At 44.5% G+C, this 25,400-nt stretch carries 24 protein-coding genes and 1 pseudogene; 8 read left to right on the top strand and 17 right to left on the bottom strand.

Annotated elements, in window-relative coordinates:
- Positions 1-41: 41 nt before the first annotated feature.
- The 4 genes from B3M51_RS08295 (at position 42) to B3M51_RS08280 (ending at position 2,294) form a co-directional block, all read left to right on the top strand.
- A complete protein-coding gene (locus tag B3M51_RS08295) occupies positions 42-956 on the top strand; it encodes a DNA cytosine methyltransferase (RefSeq protein ID WP_292758238.1) in 915 nt (304 codons plus the stop codon).
- A 279-nt stretch (positions 957-1,235) separates the two neighbouring features.
- Positions 1,236-1,604, top strand: a complete 369-nt coding sequence (locus B3M51_RS08290) for a hypothetical protein (RefSeq protein WP_292758236.1) — start codon at positions 1,236-1,238, stop codon at positions 1,602-1,604.
- 157 nt (positions 1,605-1,761) lie between these two features.
- Positions 1,762-2,103, top strand: a complete 342-nt coding sequence (locus B3M51_RS08285; protein ID WP_292758233.1) for a hypothetical protein — start codon at positions 1,762-1,764, stop codon at positions 2,101-2,103.
- A complete protein-coding gene (locus tag B3M51_RS08280) occupies positions 2,103-2,294 on the top strand; it encodes a helix-turn-helix transcriptional regulator (RefSeq protein WP_292758231.1) in 192 nt (63 codons plus the stop codon). The genes B3M51_RS08285 and B3M51_RS08280 overlap by 1 nt, the downstream gene beginning before the upstream one ends.
- Here B3M51_RS08280 and B3M51_RS08275 read toward each other — a convergent pair.
- Together B3M51_RS08275 and B3M51_RS08270 are read right to left on the bottom strand one after the other, a co-directional pair.
- Complete coding sequence (locus B3M51_RS08275; RefSeq protein ID WP_292758229.1) at positions 2,291-3,586, bottom strand: tyrosine-type recombinase/integrase; 1,296 nt, start codon at positions 3,584-3,586, stop codon at positions 2,291-2,293. The genes B3M51_RS08280 and B3M51_RS08275 overlap by 4 nt on opposite strands.
- 856 nt (positions 3,587-4,442) lie before the next feature.
- Positions 4,443-6,182 (bottom strand): protein adenylyltransferase SelO, encoded by a 1,740-nt coding sequence (locus tag B3M51_RS08270; RefSeq protein WP_292758227.1) that lies wholly within the window; start codon positions 6,180-6,182, stop codon positions 4,443-4,445.
- A gap of 493 nt (positions 6,183-6,675) precedes the next feature.
- Here B3M51_RS08270 and B3M51_RS08265 point away from each other — a divergent pair, with 493 nt between their 5' ends.
- Positions 6,676-7,656, top strand: coding sequence for an LLM class flavin-dependent oxidoreductase (locus tag B3M51_RS08265; protein ID WP_292758225.1), 981 nt, complete (start codon positions 6,676-6,678; stop codon positions 7,654-7,656).
- A gap of 139 nt (positions 7,657-7,795) precedes the next feature.
- Here the strand turns inward: B3M51_RS08265 and B3M51_RS08260 are convergent, their stop codons facing one another.
- The 11 genes from B3M51_RS08260 to B3M51_RS08210 form a co-directional block, all read right to left on the bottom strand.
- Positions 7,796-8,911 carry an alkene reductase gene (locus B3M51_RS08260; RefSeq protein WP_292758223.1) on the bottom strand — a complete coding sequence of 372 codons (1,116 nt, stop codon included), beginning with the start codon at positions 8,909-8,911 and terminating at the stop codon, positions 7,796-7,798.
- Between the two features lie 539 nt (positions 8,912-9,450).
- Positions 9,451-9,609: a hypothetical protein gene (locus B3M51_RS08255; RefSeq protein ID WP_292758221.1), complete on the bottom strand. Its 159-nt coding sequence runs from the start codon at positions 9,607-9,609 to the stop codon at positions 9,451-9,453.
- A 61-nt stretch (positions 9,610-9,670) separates the two neighbouring features.
- The gene (locus tag B3M51_RS08250; RefSeq protein ID WP_292758218.1) at positions 9,671-10,396 is read right to left on the bottom strand and encodes a hypothetical protein; all 726 of its coding nucleotides are present in this window, start codon (positions 10,394-10,396) and stop codon (positions 9,671-9,673) included.
- Between the two features lie 90 nt (positions 10,397-10,486).
- A complete protein-coding gene (locus tag B3M51_RS08245) occupies positions 10,487-11,398 on the bottom strand; it encodes a hypothetical protein (protein WP_292758216.1) in 912 nt (303 codons plus the stop codon).
- 85 nt (positions 11,399-11,483) lie between these two features.
- The gene (locus tag B3M51_RS08240; RefSeq protein WP_292758214.1) at positions 11,484-12,245 is read right to left on the bottom strand and encodes a hypothetical protein; all 762 of its coding nucleotides are present in this window, start codon (positions 12,243-12,245) and stop codon (positions 11,484-11,486) included.
- 176 nt (positions 12,246-12,421) lie between these two features.
- Positions 12,422-13,099: an RES family NAD+ phosphorylase gene (locus tag B3M51_RS08235; RefSeq protein WP_292758212.1), complete on the bottom strand. Its 678-nt coding sequence runs from the start codon at positions 13,097-13,099 to the stop codon at positions 12,422-12,424.
- A gap of 91 nt (positions 13,100-13,190) precedes the next feature.
- On the bottom strand, positions 13,191-14,129 hold the full coding sequence (locus B3M51_RS08230; protein WP_292758210.1) for a hypothetical protein: 939 nt from the start codon (positions 14,127-14,129) through the stop codon (positions 13,191-13,193).
- Positions 14,130-14,277: 148 nt separating this feature from the next.
- Complete coding sequence (locus B3M51_RS08225; protein WP_292758208.1) at positions 14,278-15,249, bottom strand: hypothetical protein; 972 nt, start codon at positions 15,247-15,249, stop codon at positions 14,278-14,280.
- 92 nt (positions 15,250-15,341) lie between these two features.
- Positions 15,342-16,169, bottom strand: coding sequence for a DUF6602 domain-containing protein (locus B3M51_RS08220; RefSeq protein ID WP_292758207.1), 828 nt, complete (start codon positions 16,167-16,169; stop codon positions 15,342-15,344).
- Positions 16,170-16,248: 79 nt separating this feature from the next.
- A complete protein-coding gene (locus B3M51_RS08215) occupies positions 16,249-16,911 on the bottom strand; it encodes a hypothetical protein (RefSeq protein ID WP_292758205.1) in 663 nt (220 codons plus the stop codon).
- Positions 16,912-17,152: 241 nt separating this feature from the next.
- Complete coding sequence (locus B3M51_RS08210) at positions 17,153-17,545, bottom strand: hypothetical protein (protein ID WP_292758203.1); 393 nt, start codon at positions 17,543-17,545, stop codon at positions 17,153-17,155.
- A gap of 246 nt (positions 17,546-17,791) precedes the next feature.
- On the opposite strand from B3M51_RS08210, the gene B3M51_RS14420 reads away from it, so the two are divergent.
- Complete coding sequence (locus tag B3M51_RS14420; protein WP_349676724.1) at positions 17,792-17,956, top strand: phage integrase N-terminal SAM-like domain-containing protein; 165 nt, start codon at positions 17,792-17,794, stop codon at positions 17,954-17,956.
- Positions 17,957-18,016: 60 nt separating this feature from the next.
- Here the strand turns inward: B3M51_RS14420 and B3M51_RS08205 are convergent, their stop codons facing one another.
- The 4 genes and pseudogenes from B3M51_RS08205 to B3M51_RS08190 form a co-directional block, all read right to left on the bottom strand.
- On the bottom strand, positions 18,017-19,714 hold the full coding sequence (locus B3M51_RS08205; protein ID WP_292758201.1) for an amino acid ABC transporter ATP-binding/permease protein: 1,698 nt from the start codon (positions 19,712-19,714) through the stop codon (positions 18,017-18,019).
- A 2-nt stretch (positions 19,715-19,716) separates the two neighbouring features.
- Positions 19,717-21,303: pseudogene (gene cydD / locus B3M51_RS08200) on the bottom strand (thiol reductant ABC exporter subunit CydD).
- A gap of 294 nt (positions 21,304-21,597) precedes the next feature.
- Positions 21,598-22,596, bottom strand: coding sequence for a cytochrome d ubiquinol oxidase subunit II (gene cydB, locus B3M51_RS08195; protein ID WP_292758199.1), 999 nt, complete (start codon positions 22,594-22,596; stop codon positions 21,598-21,600).
- On the bottom strand, positions 22,596-23,993 hold the full coding sequence (locus tag B3M51_RS08190; RefSeq protein ID WP_292758197.1) for a cytochrome ubiquinol oxidase subunit I: 1,398 nt from the start codon (positions 23,991-23,993) through the stop codon (positions 22,596-22,598). Before B3M51_RS08190 ends, cydB begins: the two co-directional genes overlap by 1 nt.
- 320 nt (positions 23,994-24,313) lie before the next feature.
- Here B3M51_RS08190 and B3M51_RS08185 point away from each other — a divergent pair, with 320 nt between their 5' ends.
- Together B3M51_RS08185 and B3M51_RS08180 are read left to right on the top strand one after the other, a co-directional pair.
- The gene (locus B3M51_RS08185; protein WP_292483606.1) at positions 24,314-24,838 is read left to right on the top strand and encodes a hypothetical protein; all 525 of its coding nucleotides are present in this window, start codon (positions 24,314-24,316) and stop codon (positions 24,836-24,838) included.
- 326 nt (positions 24,839-25,164) lie between these two features.
- On the top strand, positions 25,165-25,400 hold a 236-nt coding region (locus B3M51_RS08180; protein WP_292758195.1), incomplete at its 3' end, for an ATP cone domain-containing protein.

Raw genomic sequence — 25,400 nt, 5'->3', positions numbered from 1 at the left:
TCAATGAATCAACACATGGCCAGGGCCGGAAAGGAATCGAAATGAAAGCAATTGATTTATTCGCTGGTGCGGGCGGTTTCTCGATGGGTGCCAAGATGGCTGGAATCGAGGTGGTGTGGGCAGCAAACCACTGGCCAGATGCGGTGCAATGGCATAGCAATAATCACCCCGACACCCAGCACATTTGTCAGGATCTGCACCAGGCTGATTGGTCAAAAGTCCCATCACACGACATATTGCTGGCATCACCCTGTTGTCAGGGCCATAGCAAAGCCCGTGGCAAAAAGAAAAGCAACGCAGAGCATGATGCCAGCCGAAGCACTGCATGGGCAGTCATTTCAGCGCTTGAATTTCATAAGCCATCCGTTGCTGTTGTTGAGAACGTAAAAGAGTTTCTTGATTGGTCACTTTACAACGCATGGTCACTGGCTTTAAAGGCTCTTGGTTACAGCGTAAGCGTTAATATTATCGATGCTGCAGACTTCGGAGCACCACAAAACCGGCAACGCATGTTTTTGGTTCTGTCTCGCAGCCAAAAAGCTATAAAACTAAACCTGAAAAATCAGGATGAAATCCCTTCCAGCAGCTTTATAGATTTTGAAGCTGGAAAATGGCAACCGATTTTTAAGCCCGGTAGAGCTATCGCCACACTAAAAAGAATCGATGCTGGACGAAAACAGCATGGTGATCGATTTCTTATTAGTTATTACGGCAATACAAAGAACGGCCGAAGCCTGAACCGACCAATTGGCACCATCACCACCCGTGATAGATGGGCCATTATCGACGGCGATAAAATGCGAATGCTCAGTCGCTTTGAATGTCGCGACGCCATGTCGTTCCCCAATAACTATCTATTACCTGAGAATCATCGACTTGCAGTTCACTTGATGGGAAATGCTGTTTGCCCGGTTCCTGTCATGCATTTGCTCAATGCTATTCAGGAGGCCGCATGAACGCCCCTCAACCAGATCTATTTTACCCACTGATCGGCAGATGTGCAGGCTGCAGCAACAGTCAATGCCCTCACCCATCGATTAGAGAAAGCAACCCAATGGCCAATTGCGGCCACTGGACAGATGGCAACCCAACATCTGACCCGTTTGAAATCACCATCACATCAAAAGCCTACATGGTGGAGTCAGAAGATGTGCACCTCAACTGCACGCCAGGCTGTCGCAAAGGCCTGCCTAGCAAACGTAATTATCCGATTGTGTATATCTAGGAGATAGCTTATGGGTTGCAAATATTTAACTGGTGATGAGTTAACTCTAAATGCATTAAAAAAAGAGTTTACCCGCATATCAAGATTGGCTGAAAAAGCCAAAAAAGATGCAGATGATTATTGCGATGCTGGCTCAGAGGTAGTGGCTTGCCATGTGGAGTTGAAGGGAATCATTGATAGCAAGGAGCATGGTCAGAGCGTTTTAGACCGGCTTGAAAAGTTAAAGAAACGTAACGATCGGGCGCATCGTTTAATGAAGAAAGATGCATTGAAGCTCTTCGATCGTCAATACAATCTTGATAGTCAACGCAACGATTTGGCTAATCAAATATCTCGTATTCAATTCCGATTAGAACTTAGCGGCAGGGGCCAACAATGAAATGGTCAGCAATAGCGCTAATGATTGCCCTCGCCTGCTTCGTGATATTCGTTGCCTTTCCCAAGAGCGGCTACAACTTAGAAGCCTTATTTCTCTCGATGTACTTTGTTGGTGTCACTCTGATTTGTTTAACCATAGAGGATGGAGTAAGCCCCTCATGAAACCCGAAATACTCAACCGGCAGCACGGCAGAAAAATGCTGATCCGATACAACGGCATGACCAAAACCGTTGCGGAATGGGCCGCCTACTTCAACGTGTCAAAAGGCCGCTTTCAAAACTGGCTGTCACGCCATAGTGTGGAGTACGCCTTTAAGCGTGGTCATCAAACCGAAGCCGAGCGACAAGATAAAACCCAAGACAGAAGGCACGGCGACTGGACCACACCACTACCCCGGCACGACAAAGATCTGGAAGCTAAAAACCGACTGCACCACTGGTCAAATCGATTCACACCCGATGAGATCGCCGTGAAAGCAAAAATGATGAGGTTAGCGTGATGACAAAAGAGCGTTTTTTACCCTTGCCAGAGGTGAAATCAAGAATCGGCAAAAGCAAAGCTTTTATCTACACCCACATGGCAAGGGATGAATTTCCCAAGCCGGTGAAGGTAGGCCGGTCATCCGTCTGGGTAGAGTCAGAGATTGACTCATGGATGCGCCGAATGATTCATCAGCGCGATGCGGCTTAACCGGTTTGAGCCTTACGATTTATCGGCACCACTTTGTGCTTGCTGATTTTGCTGTCCACATACTTGGCCCAGTCATTCATCATGCTGAATCGTTTTTTTAACATATCACCACGGGCATAGGCTTTTTCTGCGCCATCCGTCAGCTGGTGCGCCAGCGCAAACTCAGCCAGCCGGAACGGGTGCCCGGTTTCTTCACCGATATAATCCCGAAACGTACTGCGAAACCCATGCACCGTGATATCTGTCCGGCTCATTCGTTTTAACACTGCAGCCATCCCGCCATCACTGAGCGGCTGGCCATATTTCCATCCCGGAAAAACATACTGATTGATGTGTGGCATTTCCTGAATCAGCTTAACCGCTGCATCAGATAGCGCCACGCGATGTGGCTTGGTCATCTTCATTCTGGCTGCAGGGATATCCCACTGCTTTTTCTCCAGATCAAACTCGTCCCACTTGGCCATTCGCAATTCAGTGGTTCTGGGTACCGTTAAGATCAAAAAGCGTAATGCCTTAGCGGCCACGCCCGGCATGGTGACAAGCTCAGCCATAAACGCTGGCATATCGGCATAATCTAATGCTGGGAAATGCTCATCAGTGCCGTTCTCCTGGTGCCGTTTGCGCTTCACTTTTTCCGGGTTAGGGTAAAACGTATCCAGCAACCCCTTCCATCTGGCCGGGTTTGCCTCTTTACGCCATCCATTTGCGATCGCGTAATCAATCACCGACTCGATGCGCTGACGCACCCTGCTCGCTGTCTCGGTCTTAACGTGCCATATCGGATCGAGGCAGCGGCGAATGTGCTCAGTTTGAATATCCTTAACCGGCAAGTCACCCAGAACGGGATAGGCATACGTGTCTAGTGTATTGGTCCACTGCTGAATGTGTTTTTCATTGGTCCATTCAGATGATTTGCTCGCAATAAGCTCAGCAGCACACACACGAAACGTCATCAAATCAAGACGGTTGCGCTGGTTTGATTGCTTTAACTGCCGTGCACGGGCATCCGCGGCACGCTGACGCTCATCTGCTTCATGCTGTGCCGGGTCTATACCACGGAGCACCATTGAACGCTTATCAACCGCAGCTGAGCGCGCATCAGCCAGCGTGTTTGATTTCTTATCATACGGCCCCAGCCCCATCCATCTACGCTGATTATTCAACTGGTACCGAAACAACCAGCTTTTTGTACCATTTTTGGACACATCCAAATAAAGCCCGTTTCCATCGGCATATCTGCCTGGTATCGAGAGATTGTTTACCTGCAGTACAGTAAGCTTGTTTATGGCCATGAAATGGGTCTCAGTGATTTTTGTACCACTTTTTGTACCACATTATGCTTGGCTTTGCAGAAACTTTAAAACACCTCAGAAGACGTGAATTAATGTAGGTGATTGATTTAGCTTGATTTATATAACACTAAAAAGACTTTAGCGAACCACTAAAACCGCCCATCTGTAGGACTGTCCCTCCGCCAAACAAACTAACGGACTTCGGTCCGTTTTTTTGTATCTGGGGTTTGGTAATTGTGATTTTAGTTGGTGTGTATTTAGGAAATATTTCAGGCTATATCATCGGATCTGAACAAACGCTTTTTAAAATGACACTTTCTAGTTCTCTCTTTGCCTACCCAAGCATGGGCGTTTGAACGAGTTGCCAATAAACTTATGCGCATCTTCTTCTATAACGCAGAACTTGCCTTAAAGTCATGTGCATTTCCATCCTGGATTTAATCATCTGAAAATCGATATACATGATCATTCCTATCACAGTAATGCCAAATAAAAAGAAAATGTCACCACTCGTTGGTAACAGGTTCAACAAAAACCGATCAATTATTTCGAGCTGAAATGCGAGCAAACCCAAAACCATAATGATGATTTTGTAAAAGTGCTGAGATAATCCCACCTTGATTGCTGAACGCTCTCTTACACCTTTGATGAATACTTTCCGTAATAATCTTTGCATTTCCATACCCAAGTTATTTCAGGAAAATCATATTACTCACATCATTTTTAAAGCCGCATTAACCTGAAGCAAAGCAGTCATAAAGCGCTTTTTGCTTCGAGTTTTCGTCCTTCTGCACCCCGTGTACTGCCCCTTTTGCAGATCGTATCGTAGCTATTCCCTTGAGGATTTTTCGTAAAATCAGGACGAGCAACTGTAATACGACAGTCCGCCAACCTCAAAAAACGCTTGTGGCTTCAGCCTGTAAAATTTCTCCTCTACCTCTTTCGATTGCTCATCATATGGATTAGTCATGACTTCTTGTAGCTCTCGAATGAGTGAGTAGTCTCCCTCCTTAGCTTGCTGATAAGCAGGCACAACTAACCACTCCCGCAAACTGTATTTTGGATTGACCCGTTTCATCTGGATGGACAGCTCTTCATGAGAAAACGGATGAGTATCTGTCGTGTTGGCCTTAACGATGAGCGCTTTCCATTTTGTGAGCCATTCTGACCAGCGATTATCTATCCGTTCGTGATCACGATTATAGGCAGGGTTCTGGTAAAAGCTGTTTTTGAGTGGACCAATCTCGTCGGGCAGCATAGAGAGTTCACGAAAGAAAATGGTGTAATCAACCGATGTTTGCATCATCAGCGTTACAAGCTCTTTAAACAACTCCTCATTAAACGTATCCAGCCCAAGTTTGGCTGCCCACATTTTCTCCATTTGCACCTGCATTACTGATGCGAAACTTCTTTTAATCTCGTCGAACTGACTCAGAGCATCCTGATGCGAAGTCAGCAACGGACGCAATGCTGTACAAAACATGTGAAAGTTTTTTTCCGCTGCAACAGGTTGATTCAAAAATGCGAAATGTCGCCCTCCTCCCGTCCATGGCTGGTAGTACGGATCAAATAGTTCGCAGAATCCGAATGGACCGTAGTCGAGTGTAAATCCCCCTGCAGCACAATTGTCGCTGTTGAAGTTACCCTGGCAGTAACCGACACGGACCCAGTTCGCAATAAGCGATGTAAATCGGTTTCTGTACTCGCGAGCAAGCATCAATACTTTTTCTGATGTGCTCAGGTTTTGGTCGATAACGTCACCATACTCACGATCGATGAGGTGCAAGACTATCTGCTCCAGCTCTTTCATTGCTTCTGGATGTTCATTGTTACGGGCACGACGACCGAAGAGCTCAATTTGGCCAACCCGAATAAAAGACGGTGCGACCCGCGTCGAGATAGCTGCTGGCTCTGATATAACCGTATCTGGATCTCTAGAGTGTGAGCCTTCTGAGTACCATGGACGTCTTACTTTTTCGGTTTTAGACACATACAGACTCAGAGAGCGTGACGTTGGAACGCCAAGTGCGTGCATGTGCTCCTGTGCCAGAAACTCTCGAATACTTGATCGCAAAACAGCACGTCCATCTGCGCCGCGGCAGTATGGCGTCCGGCCCCCACCTTTTAACTGCATTTCCCAACGATGACCATTGATCACTGCCTCTAGCACCGAAATAGCACGACCATCGCCGTAACCATTCCCGGTCTGAAAAGGACATTGCTGGGTGTATTCGGTGCCGTATATTGAAAGTGCATAGCCGCACGCCCAACCAACTTTACGCATCGGCTCCGGAACGTTTGACAGATTGCCGGAGAAGACACGCATGAAGTCGGCTGACTCAGCCAAACTATCGGCGAAGCCCAGTTCGCGAAACAGGTTTTTGCTATGTGCCACGTACTCGGGGTTTTCGAGTGGTGTTGGACTAACAGGAACATAGTGGCCCGAAAAGACTTGTCGGGGTAAATGGTCAGCGCCATTTGACGTCGCGTCAGGATCAGCATTAAGCGTGTCCATAAACGAGTAACTTACCAACTTAGCAAGATTATCGAGATTGGAGATTGTTTCCATAGCGTCGGTTTGCTGGTGTTGTCGCATTACCATCGTGCTCCTGTTAAGGTGAGGAAAAAGCTGTATTACCGCTGATTAATCCATTGCATCGGCAGCTTGTCCGATTACAGATCAACACTTTGAACATAACTTTGGATCACTTTCTGATTGTCACTTGAGGATTTGCATCTCTGACAGCTGCACCCCACGTTAGTGCTTAGCTTTTCTTGCCACTTCTCCATAATAGAAATTCTCTGACCAGAGTTAGTGAGCCACTATTTCTTGAATTTATACATTAAACCGTAGACAAAATTAGATATGGGTTAGGTGACAGATTGCTTAGAGCGAAAGATCAAATTTAAAAACAGACTGTAGGCTTTAAAACATTTTACGCAGATATTTTCGTAGTTTATAGGTGCGACATTTCTGCTTGCCATTGATCTTTAATCGTTAGGTTTAGGTTTTAAGGACTGTCTTAAAAACCTGACCCCAAAAGTTAGCCTAGTAAGTGACAAAAACACAAAATAAGGTGTAGTTCCATATGATTCCACTATCTATTCTAGAACTTGGCCGTGTACGCCAAGGCTCTGACCGCAGAACGGCACTTAATGATGCACGGACTTATGCGCAGCATGCTGAGCGACTGGGATACAAACGCATATGGGTAGCAGAGCATCATAATATGCCTGGTGTTACAACAGCTGCTACTTCCATCGTCATAGGCCATATTGCTGCTGGGACAAATAGCATTCGCGTTGGTGCAGGTGGCATCATGCTGCCTAATCACGCGCCATATATAATTGCTGAGCAGTTTGGGACATTAGAAGCACTATTTCCGGGCCGTATTGATCTTGGATTGGGTCGCGCTCCCGGCACCGACCAAATGACCTTACGTGCTTTACGTCGAAATCCAGTCAATGCTGATAACTTCCCGCAGGATGTGCAGGAATTACAGGCTTTTCTTGCGCCCAAAGAGGCCGATCAGCAAATTGAGGCGGTACCCGGTTCGGGAAGTAATGTGCCTATCTGGATATTGGGCTCCAGCCTATTCGGTGCACAACTGGCGACGATGCTGGGATTACCTTATGGTTTCGCCTCTCATTTTGCTCCACAAGCGCTTTATCAGGCACTTGAGGTTTATCGGATGAATTTCAAACCTTCCGCACAACTGGATAAGCCATACGCAATGGTCGGAGTCAATGTGATCGCAGCTGATAGTGATGAGGAAGCTCGCTACCTGGCAACATCACAGCAGATGTCATTTACTGACCTCTTTCGCGGTACTCGCGGCTTGATGCAGCCTCCTATCGAAGATATAGAAACCTACTGGTCGCCTCAGGAAAAGGCCCAGGCAGGACAAATGCTGGATTGCAGTGTCATTGGTAGTTATGAGACGGTTCAAAGTGGTTTACAAAATCTTATCGAGAAAACGCAAGCCGACGAATTAATGATCGTCTCAGACATCTTTGATACCACGAAGCGGCAACGTTCAATCGAAATTACTGCCCAGGCAATGGCTTGAATCTCTCCGAGATCTTGCTCGGGCATATTATTCGTCCTCAATATCGCTAATCTGGATAGTGACTACAAAAGCTTACCTCCTGATGGGTTTGCAGAAAGTGGCACAGAATAAATCAAGTTGGCTGACCACTTGATATCCTTTAAGTCGACTGTTCGGATAGATTCGGGTAGTCAATATAACCATGCTCATCTCCCCCGTAGAAAGTACTATCGTCCCATTCATTGAGAGGAGCCCTGAGACGAAAGCGTTCAGGAAGGTCGGGATTAGAGATAAAAAGACGACCGAAGCTTACTAGGTCTGTCTTACCTTCGGCGATTCTTTGACGAGCCTCATTAAAAGTGTATCCACCATTGGCAATATAGGTACGCGTAAAGCTTTCCTGTATGGCCTCAATAACAGCCTCAGGTCGGCCGGAAAAATGATTGCCTTGAAATGAGTCCTCGACCACCTCGATAAAAGCGATCTTCAACGCGTCGAGATTTTTCGCAAAGGTACCAAAGGTGGTGGTCGGATCTGCGTCTTCCATAGCATTGAAACTTCCGGTTGGACTCACCCGAACACCAACGCGTTGAGCGCCCCATACATCAATTACTGCCGCGACCACCTCCAAAGGCAGACGTAAGCGATTCTCTAATGAACCACCATATTCATCTTCACGATGATTGCTGCCGCTCTTTATGAATTGATCCAACAGATAACCATTGGCTGCATGAATTTCAACCCCATCGAAACCGGCACGTTTAGCATTTTCTGCACCTTGATGGAATTGCTCGACTATACCTGGCATCTCCTTAAGCTCCAGTGCGCGCGGCGTCTGAATTTCAACCATTCCAGAATCAGCACTAATATAGGTTTTGGCCCCTTCCGGTTTAATGGCCGAAGGTGCCACGGGTTTATTGCCATTGGGCTGAAGTTCAGGATGAGAAATGCGCCCAACATGCCAAAGCTGCAGAAATATGGAACCACCCTCTTCATGCACCGCGTCTGTTACACGACGCCATCCCGCCACTTGCTCCTCAGAGTGGATGCCTGGAGTGAAAGCGTAACCTTTACCCTGAGGCGAGACCTGGGTAGCCTCAGCGATAATGAGTCCAGCACCAGCACGCTGGCGATAATATTCTGCATTCATTTCTGTAGGAACATCGCCCGGCTGTTGGGACCGAGATCGAGTCAGAGGAGCCATCAGAATTCGGTTACGTAAAGTCAGATCTCCAAGCAGGAAAGGCTCGAATAGGATGTCATCGTTTTGCACCATCAGTTTTGCTCCTTAAACATTAATTTACTAATCTAAATCAGACAACCATGCAATACATCTGCCAGAGGTTTAAGGTGATGTCTTTGTAGGTGTGATGCCTTTCCTTATTGCATATCAAACTTAGCTTTTTCTTTAGATTTTTCAGGTATTTCGTTAAGCCAAAACTGTGAAATAAATTAACCAGATTAAATATTGATTACTAATAAAGTTCAGACATGATGTGTACTTTTTACACCCTGAGCCTCAAAGCTTATACGCTCTTGCTTGTTGAGAAGATCTTCCGCAGTTAATGAGCATCTCAGATATCTTTGATACTTCAAAGCGGCAACATTCGTTCGAAATTACAGTACAGGCAATGGACTAAACGTCTCCGAGTTCTTGCTTAAGATAAATTGTTTGTCCTTGGCAACACTGATTCGGATAGAGACTAAAAAAGCTTACCTTCTGATTTGTTCGCAGAGTGACAAAGAATAAATCAAGTTGGCTGATCCTTTGATTTGTGTCAATAATTTATGCGAGTATTTTTTGGCATCTTCAGGTTACATTTCAGCACTGCATTCAGCAGCAAGGCTTGATACACAATTTAGATTTTCTTTAATGTTATCTAAGTAAGTATTGATGCTTTCATCGACATGAAGATTTTGCTGATTGATTTCATCAATAATTTGTCTTGCTGCTACTTTAAGTATTGTCTCCATGTTGCATTTCCTCGGCTATATATTTATTTGCTGAATGCTATATAAGCCCTTAACGCCGCATTCAGCGGCTTGTTCGCTGCAATGCTTTGTTAACAGTTGTTTCCAAACCGTACTTTTTGAAGTATTGCTCCATCATCTCATCACCCTGAAACTCTCTTGCCAACAGACGTAAACGCTGATGATTTTTATCTTCTCCATCATATGGTATGTCTGTGTACCCTCTAGGAAGACCGGCAGCTTCCTCAATATCCTCGATCACCCAACCAAGCAATTCTAAACCCTCTTCAGTAAAAATTGCCCGAGGATCGGCATACATCCAGAAATCTCGGTAGCAGGCTTCAACAACTTTTAAAACCGCTACGAAATACTCTTCAGCCAGTTTGGTCACTTCACCTGCAGGAGCATCTTTAAGATCATCAATATCTACGAAGTAGGATAGATGCTTGACCTGGCCATTTCTCATTGTGCCTGTATGCCCTACCGGTATCTCGCCAACTTTCTGCATGTAGTTTCGAAGGTTCACAAAATATTTCGCTAGACCATTGGTTTTCAGAATCTTTTGGTGATCTATATACCAGTCGTCAAAACCTGGATATTTAGTCATTACAGCTTGCAGTGCAAAAGTGATACTACGTGCAGCTGATGCGAAGCCGCTTAAGACGTATGAGAACACATCATAGTGCCCCTGTACTTCCTTTAGCATGCCGAGAAAATAATCAGCCTCCCCAACTTTTATGGCCACTATATGGAAACCTCTTGAAGGAAACTCGAATTTCTCGACAGCCATCAGCACTCCCTAGACTGTTAACGCCGCGCTCTACGAAAATTCAGGAGCGCCAGCGAGTAAATTTTCCGTAGCAGTGCCTTGTTATGCATTTCAACTTTGCACCGGTCGAATTGTTGATAACTTTAACCTTCCTGGTGCAGGTGCTAATGACTCGATATCTATTATATAATCGCTAAGCCGCCTTGCTTCGATGGCAGCAGCTGCATAGATTTCATCTGCATCAGGGCTAGTTGGTACGGGATTCTTATTCTGGAAATCTTCACATACAAAATTATGGTATCTCGCCGCCCATTCATACTTGGCCCTTACATCTGGCAGGCCACTATATTTTTTCAATCCATCAATAATTGTGTTTCGGTGTTTTTCAAATACCTCAAAAAAAATACCAGCGTCAGGAAAGGCAATGAATGCGTTCTCCAGGTAGTTAATAAATATTGACCCGTCAGAATCTTCGAGGAGATCATGACTTTGTGGTGAGTGCTCTGGTTCACTGTAAAACCCCAAGTGACGCTGAAGTATTTTAACTACTGATGGTGCAAGAGATACCTTTGGCGCTCCTCCAGAAATATCTAGTTTTAACGCCTCCAATAGACCGTCTCCGAAAACTATATCGTCATCCATGTAATGGCTACCAAAAGCAATTCCTCCTCTTACTAGAAATCCCTCCATAGCCAATGCGACTTGAAACTCAGAGAATACGCTAAATATGTGGCCAAGCTCTCCTTCTCCTAAGCTGCTCTGGAAGTTTCTTACTGGATAACCTACGACAATGTTGTCAGTAAATACCTTAATCGAAAAACGATTACTATTCTTCCAACCTTTCGAACTTTCTCGGACACGGTCATAAGCCTTAGTCAGCGCAATGCGTATTTTGTTAAGGAAGTCGTTTCCATTCCCCGAAGATATTGCCTCTTTGCTTAGTTGTGAATAGCCCAGTATGTCTACATGACAAACAAAAGATGAGATGAGTTTTGGCGGGTTACTTAAATATGGATTATTCATGGTCGTTGTCTATTTGCATAACGCCTCAAATACCGGCGAAGCTTTGCTGCGTCCGAGTGCTTTGATTTGTTATGTTTATCTTCATTTAAACAGCCAGTTTAGACTTTATACTTTTCCTGTACGAAGAATAACCTGCTCTGACATCATTAATGACTTCGTACATTTCCTTCATAGCTATATCGTATTTAATGTCATCTTCTCTATTCCCGAATGTGCCATCACGGTCACAATTCCAGTACGGATGCAGGCAGAGATAGTCATCGTTTGTGCCATGACGCATCTGCTGGCAATTGTTGATTAAGAAAGAATTAAGTCTGTGAAGATTCGCTCTTAGTTTTCCCATTTCATCATTCAAACATTCATCAGCAAACGCATTATCGGATTTATCTATGGCATATATGAAATTCCCAATGGGAGAGTATTTGCTATAGAAATATGCATGATTAACTTCAAGGCAATTAAGTGTGCCTTCTAGGCTTTCTTCATTCATTGTTTCATTCAAGCGATTGAAAATTTGAATGTCATGTTCACGCTGGGCTGAATTATCTACGGGGAGATTCGCCGATATCTCTATTTTAGTTTTCTCTCTTTGAAGCACAATGTTATGAATCATGCCAAGAGCGACTAGTCCTACACCAATAATTGCATCATTACCACCAAATATATCTATGTTGTAAGTAACCTTAAATACAGTTTGTATGATCTTTTCTATTATTGAGGAAGATGTTAATGCTAAACCAGCAACAACTACTGTCCATGTAACCTTATTAGAAAATTCTGGAAAAAATAGTCGAAATACCTTTTCCACCTTGTCCCATGAAATGTTCAATTCATCTCCTTTAAACATAACGCTCCGTTAACACGAGCCCACACCTTGTGTAGTGTAGCGTATGATGGCGATAGCCACACGCGAAACAAAGCAAGGTGTGGGCTTCGTTGTTGAACGGTTTGTTAGAGGTCTTTTGGCGCTCTGACATAGTATGGATTATCCGTTTCTTCAAACTCATACCTTACCGTTTTAGTTTATAGTATGTGACAATCTCTAATATGTGCCGAGTCCAGTTCAAATAGTACAATATTGAATCCGGGCCCCAAATGACTTTTACAAAGCAAACCATCATAGCCTTTAGATTTAATCAATTCTGCAACTATCTGTGTTGCAACATAGTTCGTGTCAGACTCACTATTCTTTACTGGCTTCGAAAATTCTTTGTTGATTAGAAACCATGTAGCATCGATCGATTTCTTTGGAGTATCCGGTGGGCTGAAAATTAAGCCGACTTCGTTAATGGTGGGATCAGTAGTATGGCAATCAATTAACGTAAGATCTTTAGCCGCCTCAAAGACACCACACGAAATATACTCACCCACTGCAGGCCTGAGTTCAGACATGCTAGTCTGCTTATCATTCGACAAGTATAAATAAGGGATTCCCTTCGGATTCGATCTTCCCTCTTTAGCAAATTCAGGCGTAGGTTTCATCCGCTTGGCTGGTAGAGCGGATAACGCATTTTCACCTTCGAGGTTTACTTCTGCATACCCAATCTGCGATCGAAAAAGCTTGGAGCCGCGCGGCACACGGTATTCTCTTTCGTGAAAACATTCGGATAATTTTTCTAGGAATACAGTGGTAGAATCAGACCAAACATATCTATTTGACTTCCTCACTTCTTTTACAAAAGTTGAATACTCTTCAAACATGGGAAATCTTCTCTATTCCTCTAACGCCAGTGGTAACGGGCGGCTACGGAGCGAAGCGCCCTTGGCGTCCCGTTTACCACCTTGTTATAAATCACTCCCAACTTTGAAACGCCTTATCTATTTTTAACAACTTGTTAGACGTGGCTTGATTCAGTGGCAGTGCACTATGGAAACATAAGAAAAAAGCTTGGAAAGTACTCCAAATGCTAGATTTATAGAAATCAGTTAATTCTAGTAACTTCTTCTCGTGTTCGGTGATTCCTAAACAGCACTCATGGATCTCCATTCTTTCAGATACATAAAACTGGGTCACCTCTCTAATAGCACCAAAGGTTGGGTGAACCCATTTAGATTTTTTCTTGTAAAGTTCATTCATTAGAAGGCGATATTGTTCGTAATCTTCCTCACCGATAACAAAAGACATATGCTTTGATAGCGCTTCTCGGCATTCGGAATGCGTCGGGGAAAAATTTTCACGAAACCACTTCAGCAAGGCCTTTTTCCCAGCATCCGAGTCTGACGTGACTACAAAATACATTGCCAAATCAATCGCCTCATCAACTTCCCTGATGACTGAGCCAGCTGCCCAATAACCTTGCCGAATGTTGACGCATCCCATTTGAAGGCAGCTGATTGCTTTAGATAAAAGGAGATAAGCAGCTCGTACCGCGGACTCCTCTTGATGCCGATTGACCTCAGCCCGTATGGACAAATGCAAATCCCGAAGCTTATCGATGTACTCATCATAGATAGCCAGAATTTCCAATCTTTTTTCTTTAAAGGATTGTTTTAAATCGCGGCTTTCTTCCCAACCGTGCCTATCAGCGTTGATTGAACGTTTTATGCACTGTTCATACTCTTGGCTCTGCGCGAACTTATGTCTGTACTTCGTCTCGATTGCCAAGCGACCCCGAGAATCCCTACTGATAGCTAATCGCTCGCGACTCGCCCACTCCAATAAGTCCCTTTCCAGAACCCCAAGGTCGTGAGCAATATCATTAATTGCCGCGAAGTGTTTGCCATTACTCATAGATCAGAGTTTGACATTTATAACCCTTGTATCACACGCAAAAACTGTGGCGTGTAGTTTGTGTAAAATGGGCGAAGCCCATATACAAACAGAGCGACGCAGTTTTTTGTCGTGTGCATACACTTGTTAGGAAAGGTAGCGGTCACATTCATTTTGATTTAAAAAACCTTACTCCAATGTCATATAAGGAAACCGCAGAAGTTGTTAGCGGAAGACCACCAAATAGCATTGTGTCAGCGACTATGGTGCCTGCATATTTGCTAGTAATAATACCGATATCTTTCCCACGGCTTTCAATATTTTTTGAGGCAGTAATAATCCCAGTTATAGAATCAATGCGTTCTTTTTGTTTCAGATAGAACGCTACCTCAGAGAGCGATATAGCCTCAGGGCTCCTCAAAAGGTTCTGAGCCTCAATTAACGAACCACCTATCTCAACATCTTGCGTATCTCGACTAATATATGCATCTGAAGACGCACCAATTCGTTGGTCACGCTTATAATATGTGTAGTTGTGTGTAGAACTGCCATCTCGAAAAAATGGGTGGCTAAAAAATGGCTGTACTGAATACTCACTGGCTGCAGCCAGCATTAATCCAAGACCATGACCGATACCATACGGCTCTAATCGCCAAGCGAATTCAGGCCCCAGACTTTCTTGACCTGTTTTCTTTAAATATTCTTTGGTCCACTCTTCACCAGCTCTCATGTCATACGCAGTCGGAGCCCCCAACATTATGGCTTCTGATAGGTGATCAATACGGTTTTCTTTTTCTAATTCGATGGCTAGTTCCTCGAATTTGAAAAGGTCTTTCGGAACTGCCATTCCTTTATCCAATGCCCACCGCAAGATCTTTGGACCAGTATCACAATGAGTGGGGTTTAACTTCTCATCAGGTGAAGGTATATCTAAGGGCTTGGCTTTGTAACTGCCGTCACGGGCCGGAAGAAGGCCAATTCGATCGTCTGTTCCCCATCCAGTTAAAAAATCTTTCTCCTTAAAATGATCATATCGCTGCGAAACCCAAACCTCAGAATGCCGAATATCAACCGATGCTAACACTGCTATAAGTCTAGCTGGATCATATATTGTTGCTGCATCGATAATTATTGGATTCATTTACGCTCCATCTGAGTAGTAGTGTCTAACGCCAGCGTAACGGGTCGATTTGTGGATCGAAGCGGAACAAAACGGTCCCATTGACGAACTTATCAAGGTCTGTAGGGCCTATCACGTGTACAAAGCTCAATCTCTGTCGCTTTCCTAAAATCGATAGAAGGGAATTTTGTCAGAACACTATCCGAACAATGGTTCCTCTCATTTAGAACCTTGCCTATTCCATGGACAAGGTGCTGTACATAAATATTCCTGTGCTCGTTATTTCCTCCACACATAATATACTTGGCCTTGAACACTTTCGGCTTTTCTTCTTTGGTATCTTGCTTTTTAAGTATGAATTTATTGAGAACAATGACATCATTGATCATCTCATTTTCCGACCATCCTTGACGCCTATCCGGATACGCTTCGCGAAGCCTTAATATAGCGTCATTTACCGTATCTTCAAAACTTGAAAGCCCCCTAATATCTAAGGCAAAAAGCGCTAGGTAAGGTTTAGGCTGCCGGTTCTTTCCGCACATAGCACCAACCTTTGAAAGCGACTCAATCTCAGAGGTAAATTCTTGACGCGACAGTTTCTTCTTTATTGATATTGCAGCAATTACGGACTTATCGTGAACAACCACAGCATCCCCATATTTCATGATGGCTGAGTACTTTTGATCATCATAGACAATTATATCAAGTTGACCGGATCTTATATCTGTATTCATAGAGCAAACGATGAACCCGGTAGCCACTTTCAATCCGTCTGGCAGAGAGTTCCTTAAAAATTCTGTTACAAGGTTCTCGACAAACCGGCCTTCTTCTCCACTGTGGATGGAGGAATCATGCTCACCATGAGGTAAGAGAGCCCTAAAGAGGTCCACACCGTTTAAAAGTTTATCGCACTCATAGTTATATAGACTTTTCAGAGTCATAGATAATAAACCTTAACACCAAGTTAACCGGCGCGCGTTAGCGCGGCCGAGCGAGGAACGAGCGTTGTTGAACTTTTTGTTAGACGCTTTTGTACTCTTTAGTATAGGTTTCCTTTAGAAACGCTAGATATTTCTTTTGGTTTTCATTTATATGCTGAAAAATATCCTCGGGAGTTATATCCATCATACTGTCAAGATTCTCTATAACCTTGGGATGTTCCCAGTTCATATGCTGGCTACTAAGCATAGAAAAAACGACTTGTAGCCGATCAAACTGGCAAACGATCATATTGCAGGCGTTTTGACACTCGTGATAGTTGGATATTCCTAGTACCTGGCCTTTTACCAGAAGGGACCGAATTCGATGTACTGGCTGTTCTGCATTTTTTAGAAGCTCCATTAAACGATCAGCTGACTCCCTGCCTTCTTTTTCGATATATGCAACCGCTAAGGGGTGCTTCAGGTCTTTATTAAGATCCCGATTGAACTCTTGGCTTTCAATGCCTATACGAACAAACGATAGCATCTGCACAGCTGGCGAGATTGATTGAATAAATTCATGTATTGAGTCAGTAAGTTGATCGATCAACTTGGTTACTGCCTGTGAGCCGTGTTGGCGTCGCCATGAAGTTAAAGCAATAAAGGCGATAATAAGAGTTCCAAGCCCAGTTATGCTTTGAATAATTCCAGACCAATTCCAACTTACAATTTCGCACCATACGTTCAAAAGTAGTTCTTCCATATTACGTCTAACGCCCGCATTTGCGGCTGGTTTGTAGCGCAGCCGAAAACCAGTCCGACAACATGCGCTTGTTAGCTATGCTTGCACTTAACTGTTTTTTCGATTGCCTGCCCCATGCAGATTGACTATCAAAACCTTCAACAATACCCTTGATGGGCTGATTGCCTGTAAATGCACCCATTTCATGCTGAATCATATACGTCGGGTTATATGTTGGTAGCCCTCTAGCAGTTAAGGCCTCTCATACTGGCTCATTATTTTCCAAGATTGTATTGATTTCTGATTGGAGAAGAGAAATCTGTTGTTCTGAAAGACCACCTAATGTGTTCATACGGAGAACTATAAGACCTTGATGTGATGTTTTATCGCTGACTCGTTTGGTGTCATAAATTCCATATGACATTGCAGCGTAATACATTTCTGCTGCGGCTGAATAATTCTCGGAATTCAAACACTCTTTCATGCCCACAAATATATCAGCTGGATTTTGATTCGACTGGAGCCGATCAATACTCGCGCACGCTGCTGGCTTGGGTGCTTCGAGATTATCTTTGCTTTGGTAATTCGTAATGCCAGAATTACTTGCACATGAGGCAATGAATATAGATAAGAGTATTACTAAAACTTTATTCATACGCTCTATTTCCTTGAGAAGCTAACAGCCCTTTAATGAGGCCGTTGGCCTCATAATAATTATTAGCGGGCGGCCTTTTATTTCGGAGGAATAAAAATGTGAACCAAATAACTTTTTGAATATATTATTATTTTCATGGAAACTTAAGATGTAAAAATTAAAAAAGGCGCACGGCCCGATAATTCGTGATTAATCGGGCCACTCTGATATGTTTGATTTGTCGATGTCAAGGATAAGGCTGCTTCCATGACCCAATCTCCATTTTTTAAATCCATTGCAGATTTTATGATGGTACATAATTACATTCGTCGTACCATCGACTCGTATGTTTACTGGATTAAATATTTCATAGTTTTCAATGACAAGCAACATCCTTCACTATTAGGGATGTTGAGATTGAACGTTTTCTGACACACCATGCTGTGAATCGCCAAGTTGCACTATCTACACAAGCAAAAGCGATTTTGGAGATCAATTTTGATCCAGATTGATTTCAAACATTTGCTGGTTATCAACTTCTGGAAAATAAACCGGTCGCTGATGCATTAGCACGATAAGCATTTTATCCTGCCACTGGGGATATACACGCTGCCATATGCGTTCTGCCATCTCTCCATCAATGCCGTTAAATGGCTCATCCAGCAAGATCAGTTTCGACTCTTTTAGTAAAAGTCTTGCCAGACAGATCCTTCTTGCTTGCCCTCCAGATAATTGGCTGCCTGTGTCACCCAACCAGCTGTGTAATCCTTTTGGTAGTTGTTTGGCCCAATCATCCAGCTCGACTAAAGTCAGTGCCTGCCAAAGCTGGTGTTCGTCAATCTCGTTCAGCCCCAGTGTCAGATTGCTATATAACGTCGCGGCGATGATGCTGTTTTGCTGAGTCAGATAGCCAATCTGCTTGTGCCAGGCTTGTGTTTGCTCTATTCGCAATGGAATGCCATTTATCAACAACTGATAAGGCGTTATATATGAGTCCGGTATTTCAAGGCCAGCCATTATATTGGCTATTGTCGACTTGCCACTTCCAGAACGGCCACTTATTAACAGACATTCAGATGGATTAAGTTCAAAAGCAAAAGCGGTGTCTATGCTACTGATAACTTTGGGGTGATCTGCCAGCATCATCGACAGCCGCTCAATCTCTGCCAGCGTCGATTTCTCTGAAGCTGCGTGCTCTGCCAGGGGTTGCAGACGTTCAGCTGCATAGCGTGTCCTACCCCATTGCCCCAGCTGGCCTGGCAGGTTTAAAAGTAACTCACCCAATCCAAACACGGCCAGAAACAACATGACGGCAACCGGGCCACTGACAAGCTGATTCTGGTAGGCAAATAACGCTGCAATTGCCACAGCGATGACCAACAATCCATGACAAATATTCACTATTAACTGTGCGTTGGCGATATGTCGATTTAGTTTTAACTGCGACTCGCCAATCTTGCTCAGCGAACTGACTAATCTTGCTTGATCCGCTTGTTGCAGATGCGCCGCCTGGAGTTCCAGCTGTCCTTGAAGATGCTCTATGGTTTGAGACCTGGCCTGATTGATCTGCCGGGCATAATCGCTGCTTATCTGTGATGTTTTCCGGGTAAAAAAGCTGAAATAAATACTTCCCAACAGCAGCGTGATAACTCCGAATGTAACCCCCAGCGTTAACCAAAAAAAACTGATAAACACAGCGAGTAAAAGTACGCTGGATAACACAACAATTGGAGGTAACAATAACTTTAATAACAGGCTGTCGAGATTATCCAGATCGGCGGTTAAGCGGCTCAGCCATTCACTATCCTGAGTATTTCGCAGTTGTTGAACCGGCAAGTCCATCAGGCCGGTAAACAGGGATATTCGAAATCCGGCAATCACTCTTAACACCATATCGTGGCTATGCAGCCGTTCAAAATACCGTCCCGCCGTTCGACTTAACGCAAAAAATCGAATGCCCCCACCTGGTCGGTAGATATCCAATAACACGGCTGTGCCAGCAGTAATCGCCAGCCCGGTGATTGCCGTAGCTGTAATCAACCAGCCAGACAATGCTAATAACCCCATGGCGGAAATAGCCGTTAATAAGGCCAGCAGTAAAGAGATGATTAAGCGCTTTTTCTGATTTTGCAGAACTTTGATTAACCAGAACTTCAGTGGCGTAAAACTCATTTGAGAATGGCTGGGCATCGTTAGTCACTCTCCTTACTGGCAAACTGAAGCTGTTCATCGGCTAGTGCCAGTACATCGGCATCATGGCTGGAAATCACTAAAATACACTGCGGTTTTAATGCAGTAAGCGCCGCCAGAACATATTGACGACTTACTGTATCCAGACTGGCCGTCGGCTCATCAAGCAATACTAATGGCGCAGGGGAAAGTAACACTCTTGCCAGCGCCAGACGTTGTAATTGCCCTCCTGACAGGCCTTCACCATGTTCATTAAGTTTGCTATCTAGACCTTTGTTTCTATTTGAAATTAAGCTTTCAAAACCTAGCTGACTTAATACCTTATGCATTTCCTTTTATGTTGCATCTGGTGCCAGTACAGAAAGGTTCTCTGCCCAGCTGCCATTAATGATCCACGGTTTTTGAGGCAGATAACGAATCGCTTCCTTCCCCATCGGCTGGTTATTTAACAGCACTTTGCCGGATAAGGGCTTCAGATAACCGGCCAAGGTATGCAATAACGTGGTCTTGCCACAGCCGGATGGACCATTAATCACCAGGCACTGCCCTTTGCTCAACTTAAGATTGATAGGGTCCTGAAGAACATCACTAGGCTGATAACCGATACCCAGATTGGTGGCAATTAATATTGAAGAGTAACCGTCTGCCGTTAGCTCAAAAACATCTTCTGCTGGAGAGTTTGTATCCTCATCTGGTAGATGCGTAGCAATATGAGAAGCGGCTGCCACTGCTGCAGCACGGTCATGATAAAACTGGGATAGATTTCGTAACGGCTGAAAAAACTCGGGGGCCAGCAACAGAATAAATAAACCGCTGAATAATGTGATATCTGCCGCTGGGCCCCAGCTGATGGAGCCAAACAGAGCAAAACCAATATAAATGGCGATACTGGCAATCGCGACGCTGGTAAAAAACTCCAGAACAGCCGATGAAAGAAATGCCAGCTTCAGGGTTTTCATCACCACCTGACGATAATCCTGACTCCTCTCTTCGACTTCTGTTAAAGCCTCATTCTCTGCTGCAAACAGTTTTAACGTCGTGAGATGTTTGACGCGATCCAGAAAATGTCCGGCCAGACGTTGCCGTTGATAAAAAAAGCGCTGATTAACTGCTTCAGCCCCCCAGCCTATCAGCATCATAAATAACGGAATTAACGGTGCCGCCACCAGTAAAAATAGCGCGGCCAGCCAGTTGTAATAAAACACTACTATCAGAATCAACAGCGGTGTCAGCACTGCCAGCATTTGTTGTGGCCAGAATCTGGCGAAATAGCCATCCATCGACTCAATATCTTCAATCAATTGGCTGGCTGCTGCACCGGGAGAACGCTGACTATGGATTAACGCACTGGTTTGGCGCCAGCCACTAAGGACCTGCTCACGTAAAAACTCTCGGGCATGCAGACTGGAAAGTTGGGAGTAATGCTCCTGAGCTCTGATCAGTACCGAACGTAAAATAAGGCTCAGCACCATCAGCACAATCAACATGGATTGCTCAGTAAAAGGTTGCTGCTGGATGATTAAGTTATAGGTCAGTTGTGCCAGAGCATACCATTGCACAATCATTGCGATGGTCGCCAACACACCCATAAAAACAGCCTGAAGCAATCGGCTTCGTTGTTTTTGGGTAAGCTGTTTTAGTAATAAACGTCCGGCTTTATTCAGGGCCTGTTGATCTTTCATAGCCGCCTATTCAATAACTGAAAATACGCCTGATTAAGGCGTGTGCGTGACTGTCTTCGAGCGCTATATTTACAGACGCATTTCGCAGAGGTCCGAGACCAACTGCCTCCAACAACGTTGATTCGTGCTTAGGTAGAGTACCTAAATTTCAGCTTTTGCGTCGTGTTGGAAGCAATTTGTTTCGGCGGTAGCGGCTAGGAATTAGTGATAACCACCTCTCACTTTGCCGCGGAAAATATAGTATGACCAGGCGATATAGCCCAGTACAAACGGAATAACAAACAAGAAACCCAGCAACAGGAACAGTTGTGATTCATAGGCCGAGGCCGCATCCCAGAGTGTGTAATCGGGTGGTACCAGATAAGGCCATTTACTCGCCAGCAGACCGAGATAGGTAAATAGAAACAATCCCATCGTGGCCACAAATGGCATTCCTTCCTGTTGTTTTTTAACAGAGCGAAACACCAGAAAAGCGCAATACAAGGCGAGTACAGGCAATAACCAGATAATCGACACGCCATTAAACCATCTGTTTAATACGCCTTGATCTACAAACGGTGTGTACAAGCTGACAATACCAAACACCACCAATACTGCTATCAGCAGAATTGGGGTAATTTTATACGCCCACTGTTGCAGTTCACCTTCTGTTTTCATAATCAGCCAGGTACTGCCCAATAAGGCATAACCAGCAACCAGACCTAAGCCAGTAATAACAGTAAAGGGTGTTAACCAGTCTAATGCGCCACCGACATACACAAAGTTACTGGTTTCAAACCCCTGAACATAGGCCCCGACTACAGCTCCCTGTGCAAATGCAGCCACAAACGAACCACCGGCAAATGCCCAATCCCATAAGTATTTGGTGGTATTCGCCTTAAAGCGAAATTCAAACGCAACGCCACGGAAAATCAAGCCTGCCAACATTAAAAACACGCCTATATATAAAGCAGGCAGAAACACCGAATAAACCAGTGGAAAGGCTGCCAGTAATCCCGCGCCGCCTAACACCAGCCAGGTTTCATTGCCATCCCATACCGGTGCCACTGAGTTCATCATAATGTCGCGTGAATGATCATCCGGGGCGAAGGGATACAAAATGCCCTGCCCCAGATCAAATCCATCCATCAACACATACATCATCACCGCAAAGCCAATAATTCCGGCCCAGATAACTACTAAATCGAATGGCTGATCCATCACAGACCTCCTTCTAAATTGGCATTGGCAGCAGATATTGGCCGTTGAGCTTTTTCAACATCTGAATCAACATGTTCAGCGTTGGCTGTTTCCAATCCGCCGCGAAATACTGTCATCAGATAAAACACCCCGGCACTGAACACCATGGCATACACTGCGATATAACCAATCAGCGTAAACAAAGCCATACCTCCGGTTAGAGATGGGGTTAACCCCTGCGCGTGAGTCATCTGTTCATATATCAACCACGGCGCCCGACCGGTTTCGGTTACGATCCACCCCGATAACACGGCAATAAACGGTGACAGACTCATTACCCGTAAGCCGTTGAGGAAGGTTCTGTTTTCAAGATAGCGTCCGCCTCTGCGAAGCCAGAGTCCGGCCAGCCCAAATAACACCATCAGCATTCCCATCGCCACCATGACCCTAAAGGCCCAGAACACAATAAATACCGGTGGCTGTTCTTCTGGCGCCACTTCATTTAATCCTGGTACTTCACCATTCCAGTCATGGGTCAGGATAAAACTGGCCAGTTTGGGGACCTTGATTTCAAAAAGATTTTGCTGATTCTCTTGATCAGGCAACGCAAACAACAACAATGGCACACCGGTTCCGGTCTCCCAGTTCCCTTCCATTGCTGCTACTTTCATTGGCTGATGTTTCAGTGTATTCAAGCCATGAAAATCACCCACCATCACTTGTGCTGGGGCCAGGATAAGTATCAACCACAAGGAAATTGAAAGTGCTTTCTTATTAGCTTCCAATTCCCGTTTTTGCATGATGAACCAGGCAGTCACACCCGCGACCACAAATGAAGCAGTCAAAAAGGACGCCAGTGCCATATGCGTAAAGCGGTAACCAAATGAAGGGTTGAAAATTGAGTCACGCCAGGAAACTACATAATAGAGCCCATCGCGAAGCACCAGCCCATCAGGTGTGTGCATTAACGAATTGGCAGCGAGAATCCAGAAAGAAGAGATAAAAGTACCTAAAGCCACCATGATGGCCGCAAATAAATGCACACCTTGTGGGACTTTATCGCGACCAAACAACAATACGCCAAGAAAAGCGGCTTCCAGAAAGAAGGCTGTGACTACTTCATAACTGAGTACTGGCCCAAGGAAGTTGGCTGTAGCGTAGGAAAAGTTACTCCAGTTGGTACCAAACTGGAATGACATCACAATGCCGGAGACAACGCCCATCCCAAACACCACGGCAAAGACCTGAATCCAGAACTTCGACAATCGCTGCCAGACTGGATTACCGGTCTTTAATGACAACGCTTCCAGTACAGCGATGAAGCTTGCCAGACCAATCGTAAAGACTGGAAATATGGCATGAAAACACACCACGAACGCAAACTGAATTCGTGACAGTATTAGCGGGTCAAGTTCCATGGTGCCTCCAAATTTTGTTCAGCTACAAAAGCCATGAATGGCCTGGTTACTGACTACAAATATCATAGGAAGTGCGACACAAAAATGATTAAGATCAATTTTTTTGTCATTTCGATAAATAACCCTACTTAAACCTAGGTTAAGCAAAGTCTGATATGAATTGTTTAAGATTGAATTTGTCACTTTCAATACAGTGCTTTGTGCACGCACATGATTGGTTATCCGCATTGGGATACTTTCTTTATCAGGATAACAACGATAGTCTGGTATACGAATCTACCGAATGAAATAACGTTTCATGTATCTCAGGAGGAAAGAATATGGAAGTAGAAATTCAAGATGAAAAACATACAGGCCGTGTTGCCGCGGTTTTTGGTGATAAAGATTCAGCTAATGCTGCGAAGCAAAAACTCGTCGAGAATGGTATTTCACCCGCAGTAATCAGCATCGTCAAACCAGAAGACAGCAATATCAGTCGAAAAATCGAACCAGAAAGTCATGGTATTGCCAAAACTATTGTGAAATCGCATGGCTGGCTTGGCCTGATTGGGATGATACTCGGGGTAATCATAGCCACCGCACTGGTCATCAGTGGTCCCGAAATGACTCAGTCCAGTCCTTTATTCACTTATCTGGTTTTTATCTTTTTCGGTTTGACCTTTGGCATGATGATCGCCGGTGCGGTATCAATACGGCCCGACCATGATCCTTTAATTACCAAAACGGTTGAAGCCAGTCATGAAAATCATTGGACAGTAATTGTACAAACTGATGATCATGAAGAAATTGATTTAATCAAAGACCTGCTGGAAGGATCCGCCATTTCCATCAGTGAAACATTTTGATTTTTCTGTCCACTTATTCAACCAACGAGTCGGTCCTTTCCGGCTCGTTGGGAATAATGCCCAGCAATTTTTTACTTAACTGCCTTTAAACAAAAAAATATTTTTTTCTTCACCAAAATGGATCAATTTCGGTGATCGCGCATGGCATCTTAGTTACCGCCTGATCATCCCAAAGTTATCCACATCTAATGCACAATTTATGTGCAACTTATCCCCTTGCTAAGTCTTTAAAAACACATTATCTTGTGGTTCAATCATGTTGCGACCACAATTTGTTGTGGTTTGCCGTTTTTTAAGTCTTACCACACAATGCAGGGAAAATCACTATGGCGAGCGAAGCAGAACACTACACCCAACCCTCCTCTGAAACCGGTTACAAAGTTATTCGTCGTAACGGCAAAGTCACTGAGTTCAACAGCAGCAAAATTGCTGTTGCACTGACCAAGGCATTTTTAGCCGTTGAAGGTGAAGCAGCCAAAGATAGCCGACGTATTCATGAAACCGTTGCCGAACTTACCCGTCAGGTAAGTGAAAATCTGCTGCGACGTCTGGATGATGGCGG

Origin of the sequence: Methylophaga sp. UBA2689 (genome assembly GCA_002354555.1) — a bacterium.
GTDB lineage: Bacteria > Pseudomonadota > Gammaproteobacteria > Nitrosococcales > Methylophagaceae > Methylophaga.
Note: the sequence above shows the minus strand (reverse complement) of the source record. Positions and strands in the feature narration are given on the sequence as shown.